This is a genomic window from Bacteroides sp. HMSC067B03, assembly GCF_001811315.1.
GTDB classification, from domain to species: domain Bacteria; phylum Bacteroidota; class Bacteroidia; order Bacteroidales; family Bacteroidaceae; genus Bacteroides; species Bacteroides faecis.
On the sequence record NZ_KV804410.1, the window covers coordinates 137,358 to 143,357 of the forward strand.

The following is a 6,000-nucleotide window of genomic DNA, read 5'->3' on the forward strand; positions in this document are numbered from 1 at the left end:
TGTGATATAACTTTTTTTAAAGGCATTCTCTTATTTTTCCTTTTTTAAAGATAACCGACTCCAAAACTTATCTCTTGGGGGACGGTTATCGGCGGAATGCCGTTAAACCGTCTCGTTTTCGTTTAACGAAAACAGGAAAAAAAATTTTAAGTTTAATGAGAGTTTGAGTAAAAAAACAATTTTTTTCCGGAAAATGCAATTCTCATAAGATTGTTTTTCGGTATAATCACGGTGATTAAATGTATGGAAAATGTTAGTTGATAAGATAAGTTTCGTATCTTTGCCAATAGTTAAGTCGCTCTTTAATATTGTGCAAGATAAGGCGTATCAAAGCAGTTCGCTCGTTTCTAAATCGTTACCTATTGATTGGCTCACAGGATGTAAGTTATTGATTGTAATCATCACAACATTCCACTTTGTGTCAGCTTTAAGCTGATTGATGTTACGTATGTGATGCATCACAAGATCTCCCATTGCACCGCATAATTCACACTTTCTCTCTTTAAGCCTTTCCACAAGTGTAGGGAGATACATGGTGTTCGGTATGTAGTCGTAATGGTTATCCTCATAGATGCCGGTGAAGCGTTTGCATCTGAATCCGCCGTTATACCATACTCTTTGTTTCGCGTTGCCTTTGCTATCCTTATAAGGGATAATCACATCCGTTCCGTCTTTGTACTTTTCAAGTATTTGTCCGACGGTTCTTTTGTGCTTGCGACCGAGAGTTTTGAGCATGCTATACTTCATGAAGTAATTGAACTTCCAACCGAAATAGCCGATACTGTCCGCAATAGAATAGTAGTTGTAGAATCCCCCCAATTCAAGATTGTATTGCGCCAGGATATCTGCGTCTTGTCTATTTACCATATACTTACGAGACGAAGGTTTAAGTGTCTCTTTCCTGTTGACTTGTGTGATAAGCACAGCATCATAGGATTGAAGACGCTTAAGTACGGTTTCGTAAGATACTTTCAGCACAATTGTGCCCAGCCACGGGCGTCGTTGTAGTCCACTCCGTGTGCGTGTATGGTCCATAGATCGGCGTGTATTGATTTCATATCCAAAGAATTTTGCAGGTTCCTGTGCGTTGGTAATCAAGGTCTTTTCCTGCGAGATATCCAATTTGAGTTTATCACTCATGAACGTCGTAACATCAGCCTTGATTTTCTCGCATTCCTCCTTGCTACCGATCCCCCCTATAAGAAAGTCATCGGCATACCTCACATACTTCAATCTTCTGAACGCGTCGTCTATGTCCCTTGTTGCTGGAATATCCAACGTCTTCTTGCGCATTTCGGCAATTTTTGATTTCAGTTCAACTTGGCGATTTTCATCCGTTTCTGCTTCTAGCTTCCATCGTAATGCATTTCTCTGATTCCGGTTACGCTGATACTCTTGGGTTAGTCTACGTCCTCTGCCTCTATTGAAGTTATCGGCATACTCTTTTATATACTTGTCGAACTTGTCAAGGTAGATGTTAGCTAGAATAGGACTAATGATACCGCCTTGTGGTGTTTTCGAGTAAGTGTTATTGTATGTCCATTTCTCCATATAGCCTGCATTTAAGAATTTGCGGATTAATCGCAGGAACCGTTCATCGGAGATGCGCTCTCTGAGGATATCAATCATAATGTTATGGTCAATATTGTCAAAGAAGCCTTTGATGTCGCCTTCAATAAACCATCGTGTTCCTTTGAATGTAGCCTTTATGTCTCTTAATGCAGTGTGGCAACTTCTATTGGGGTGGAATCCATGCGAGGTATCCTCAAAGTGTCTCTCGTAAATGGCTCGGACTACTACGGAAGCTCCGTTTCCATATCGGGTATTCAGTATCTTCATACATAGCCCCCGTTTCCATAGGCATCCCGCTTTAGGAAATCCCCGTTTAGTTTCGTAATGACTATTAGCGCGACAGACTGTCGGATGCGACTTTCGTTCTTTTCTCCGCTTATTGCGGTTGTGCCGTAACTATGTTCTATGCTCTCAAAGGCTACCTGACAAATGAGAGAGCCACGGTGTGACAATACAACTGCCTTTCGTCACAAGTCCAACATGCCTCACTGAACTATCGTTCAACCAGTATAGGCTTCATCCTCGTGTCTGTCTTTCTCCCCAGCGATGCACTCGCTCTTGGCAATTAGGGCGGCCATGCTGCAACCGACATGCGACACTCCCATTGGGTTTCCCCGCCGGATAAGTCGGTTGGGAGTAGACTTAGAATCTAGTCTAGTCTCTTGCTAAAGAGACATTCATTACGCAACCTTTACGGGCACACGGTACCCATTCATTTTTTGATTACATAGAATCGGCAGCAACACTCCCTTGATGACACACTGAGGATTATTCTCATACTTCTTCAGAATCTGCAGCGGAATATCCCTCAAAGGGATATTACATATAATCTTGGTCTTCTGACATTCTTTCCTGATCCACTTAACCCCGTTGGAATCTTCGACAATATCTTCCTGCTTCAATTGCTTGACATCCGAAAATGTCAGCTCGGTAAAGCAACAAAAGATAAAAGTATCACGCACCTGGGCCAACCGGGATATTGCAATTTCTTTGCTGAGTATTCTCTGAATTTCAGAATCTTCAAAGAAATCACGGTCTACCGCCTCAAGCGTGAATTTATATTCAGCGAAAGGGTCTTTCTTCAACCATCCTTTTGTCAGGGAAAGAAGGATGATCTTTTTGAAAGTTCTTCAAATATTGCATCGAAGTATTATGGCAGCATTCTTTTTTAGTCAACAACCAAAACATATAGTCTTCCACAAACTGCTGAGACATTTCACTCAAGAGAAAATCTTTCTTGCGATAAGTTTCCCACACAAAATCCTGTGTATGCCTTTAATGTTGTCTCATAACGTTGCGCTGTTGCATCGGCCATGCTTATACCAACCAACTTCCTGCATTTCTCATTATGTTCACGGAAAATATCAAATAAACTACGGTCAATAAAATCTCCCTTTCCAAGATAACGGGCTAAAACTTTCGAAGCAGTTACATTATCCCCTTCAATTTCCATATCACGTTGAATTTTGAGAACCCTCCCATAAATCGCATCAAGGTACAGGTTCAATTCCTTCTCCTCACGTTTTTTGTCCACGGCTCTGCCTTTATCGGCATCCCAAAGTTGAGGTAAAATCGTTTTCTTTATTGATGCATCCGCACGAACACCGTTCACAGCAATCCTCATCAGGATCGGCGCCTCACCATGCCGATTTAATTTCGTCCTACGAATGTAGAACAAGAGGCTAAAAATTGCTCTTTCCATCTTTCTTTAATTTTTAAGTTTCACATAGCAAAACAACTAAATCAGAGGCAATCTAACAGCGCACAAAGCACTGAAAAACAACGAATTATAATCCTATTCGGTAGCAAAAAAAAATGCAGGGCAAAAAAGGACACCGAACAGTACACCGGAGAAATACATTATTCTTAGCTTTTCGTGTAAACTAAAACAAAAAAAATCCCTACAAGCATCTAGCTTACAGGGATTTGTTTCATTGTTCACTTTTCATGAGCGGAGAGACAGGGTAATGAACCTATCTCCTTATGTCGCTTTAATTCAACTCTTTATCAATACGTCAATGCCTTAGGGGGTACAATTTAGGTTTCAAAAAAGACGTTTGTTTGTCGTCCTTTGGCTGTTCATTGTCTGCCTAAAACTTCGGTTCAAAGATACAACACTGTTCCGATTCATGCAAATCTTTGAATATCAATGTTTAGCGTTTAGTACAAAGGTGCAAACTATATATATAGATATATACTTGCACCTTGCACTAAATTATATCTTGTCCTACCAGCAGTTTTCTTTCTTCAAGACTTACTGCTGATTTCAACGCCTTTTTAGCTCGTTCTTTCTTACGTTGGTAGTGTCTGTACTGTGGGTTCACTTCTTTACGGGCATTCCTATCAAATTTTGCTGCATACTCTGCCATGTACTTGTCCAATTTATCAAGATAGATATTGGCAAGTACTGGACTGATGATGCCACCTTGCGGTGTCCCGTTATATGTGTGAAAATATTCCCAATCTTCGATATATCCTACATTCAGGAATTTACGGATAAGCCGAATGAAACGGACATCATTGATGCGTTCTTCGAGGATTCCTATCATCACATCGTGATTGATGTTGTCAAAGAATCCCTTTATATCGCCCTCAATATACCATTTCACCCCACAGAATGATTTTTCAATCTGCTTAAGGGCGGTGTGACAGCTCCGTTTGGGACGGAAACCATGCGAAGTGTATTCAAAACTCTCCTCGTATATGGTTTCCAATACCATTTTAACCACCTCCTGCAATAACTTATCTTCCGTAGCAGGAATACCCAGAGGACGCATTTTCCCGTTTTTCTTGGGTATATATGTTCTCCTTGACGGTTTGGGCTGGTAGCTTTCATCTTTCAATGATGCTATCAGGTTTTCAATACGTTTGATGCTCATGCCGTCAATGGTCTTGCCGTCCGTCCCCTCCGTCATATTGCCTTGTTTGGGGGCAATCCGCTGGTAGGCAACGGCGTACATCTCCGTATTGAAAAGAATACGGTACAGACGCTCGTACTTGTAATTCAAGTCCTTGCTGTGTCGATTCAAACTGTTTAATACATTCGCTGGACTTCTCATAATGTCTCACACATTTTCCGTTATTTGTATTAAAATTATTAGCTGCTTCCCTTCGCCATGTACAAGGCTTTCCCTTGCTCGGACTACTACGGAAGCTCCGTTGCCTTGCCGAATATTCAGAGGTCTGTACCTCATAGCCTTACAACTGGCTTTCCGGTTTAGGCAATCCCCGTTTATGATATAATAACATGGCTGTGATAGATTGTCGGATATGACTTCCGTCCGTTTCTGCTTATGGCAGTTGTGTCGTAACAAGTTCCTGCCTCTGCTACACGACGCTCGCATCAGAGGTGTTACGATATAGCGAGTTAAGCTATCTTTCACTATAGACCGTACTATGACCACTTGGACTATCATTTAATCAGTTTGGATTTTATCCTCATATCTATCTGTTTCATCTCTCCATTCAGCGGCAATTTGATAACTAATTGGCTTATGGTTTTCCGGCGTGCTATACTCCCTGCCGTCCTTTCGTGGGCAGATAAGCCGGTGATGATAGGTAATTTATTGGAACACATACCTAATAGCTTGCCAATGCTACATTCATTATATCACCTATACGGGCGCACCATCGTAATAAGCCTTCCCTTGCTTATAAATCTTTACAGTCTCCTGAAAATTGCTCCACATGTTCTGTGCCGTCGAGGAGGTCTGTACGATTTCATTGGCCGAGTTCACGATACTCTGTGCGAGGTTCGTGGGGTCTATCACCGTCCATTGCGCCTTGCTTGTCACTGAAAGGGATGACAATGCCATAAACAAAATTATCGTTCTCTTCTTCATGCCCTATCTCCTTTCTTTAGTCAGTAAATACCGGCTGTCGTCGTCACGGGCAAACAGACCGTAACTGCCGAACAGCAACACCTCGCTGCCTGAAAAATACCCGATGCATCCGGCATCCCTGTTCCCGTGCAGGAAAAGGTCGTCACCGCCGCGCAGCGGGATATTGATTTCAACGTAGGCCCTTTCTCCGGCGAACAGCGTGGCCTTGTATCCCTTGAAGCCGTCCGTCACCCGGTTGGATTTACGGATGGTCAGCGTCGAGCCGCCTTCCCTGTTCATTCAGTGCCCGCAGATGCGGTCATGTTCCAGTTCCTTTCTCATCTCCCCAATCAGGTTCAGCAGGTCCAGATTGGTCAGGGTGGCGTCTCCGAGCGCTTCCCTGCATTGGCTTAATAAATCTTTCTTACTCATTGTGTTTTATGGATTAAAGGATTGTTTGTTTTCCTGCCGCTTGTTTTCGGCAAGCTGTCTGATAGCCAGCTCGATGTTTCCATCCAGCTTTTCCGTAAGCCGGGTAAGCTCCAGTTTTTCAGTTTCTTCTGTGGTGTAGCAGTAGGCTAAGCACCCAGCGCCTTGTCATATTTCT

At 42.5% G+C, this 6,000-nt stretch carries 6 protein-coding genes and 3 pseudogenes; all 9 read right to left on the bottom strand.

Annotated elements, in window-relative coordinates; all coding sequences use genetic code 11:
• Positions 1-327: 327 nt before the first annotated feature.
• The gene (locus HMPREF2794_RS18885; RefSeq protein WP_240052987.1) at positions 328-1,839 is read right to left on the bottom strand and encodes a reverse transcriptase/maturase family protein; all 1,512 of its coding nucleotides are present in this window, start codon (positions 1,837-1,839) and stop codon (positions 328-330) included.
• A 413-nt stretch (positions 1,840-2,252) separates the two neighbouring features.
• A complete protein-coding gene (locus HMPREF2794_RS29625; RefSeq protein ID WP_070752215.1) occupies positions 2,253-2,657 on the bottom strand; it encodes a site-specific integrase in 405 nt (134 codons plus the stop codon).
• Entirely contained in the window at positions 2,635-2,787 is a 153-nt protein-coding gene (locus HMPREF2794_RS29630) for a phage integrase SAM-like domain-containing protein (protein ID WP_240052988.1), read from the bottom strand. Before HMPREF2794_RS29630 ends, HMPREF2794_RS29625 begins: the two co-directional genes overlap by 23 nt.
• A gap of 1 nt (position 2,788) precedes the next feature.
• Positions 2,789-3,274: an Arm DNA-binding domain-containing protein gene (locus HMPREF2794_RS29635; protein ID WP_070752217.1), complete on the bottom strand. Its 486-nt coding sequence runs from the start codon at positions 3,272-3,274 to the stop codon at positions 2,789-2,791.
• Between the two features lie 636 nt (positions 3,275-3,910).
• Positions 3,911-4,631, bottom strand: a pseudogene (locus tag HMPREF2794_RS18900) (reverse transcriptase domain-containing protein); the annotation flags it as partial.
• Positions 4,632-5,198: 567 nt separating this feature from the next.
• Positions 5,199-5,414, bottom strand: a pseudogene (locus HMPREF2794_RS18905) (DUF4141 domain-containing protein); the annotation flags it as partial.
• A 3-nt stretch (positions 5,415-5,417) separates the two neighbouring features.
• Positions 5,418-5,693 carry a hypothetical protein gene (locus tag HMPREF2794_RS18910; RefSeq protein ID WP_070752222.1) on the bottom strand — a complete coding sequence of 92 codons (276 nt, stop codon included), beginning with the start codon at positions 5,691-5,693 and terminating at the stop codon, positions 5,418-5,420.
• Positions 5,694-5,825 carry a hypothetical protein gene (locus HMPREF2794_RS29820; RefSeq protein ID WP_005655090.1) on the bottom strand — a complete coding sequence of 44 codons (132 nt, stop codon included), beginning with the start codon at positions 5,823-5,825 and terminating at the stop codon, positions 5,694-5,696.
• 6 nt (positions 5,826-5,831) lie between these two features.
• Positions 5,832-5,966: pseudogene (locus HMPREF2794_RS29975) on the bottom strand (TraG family conjugative transposon ATPase); the annotation flags it as partial.
• Between the last annotated feature and the right edge of the window lie 34 nt (positions 5,967-6,000).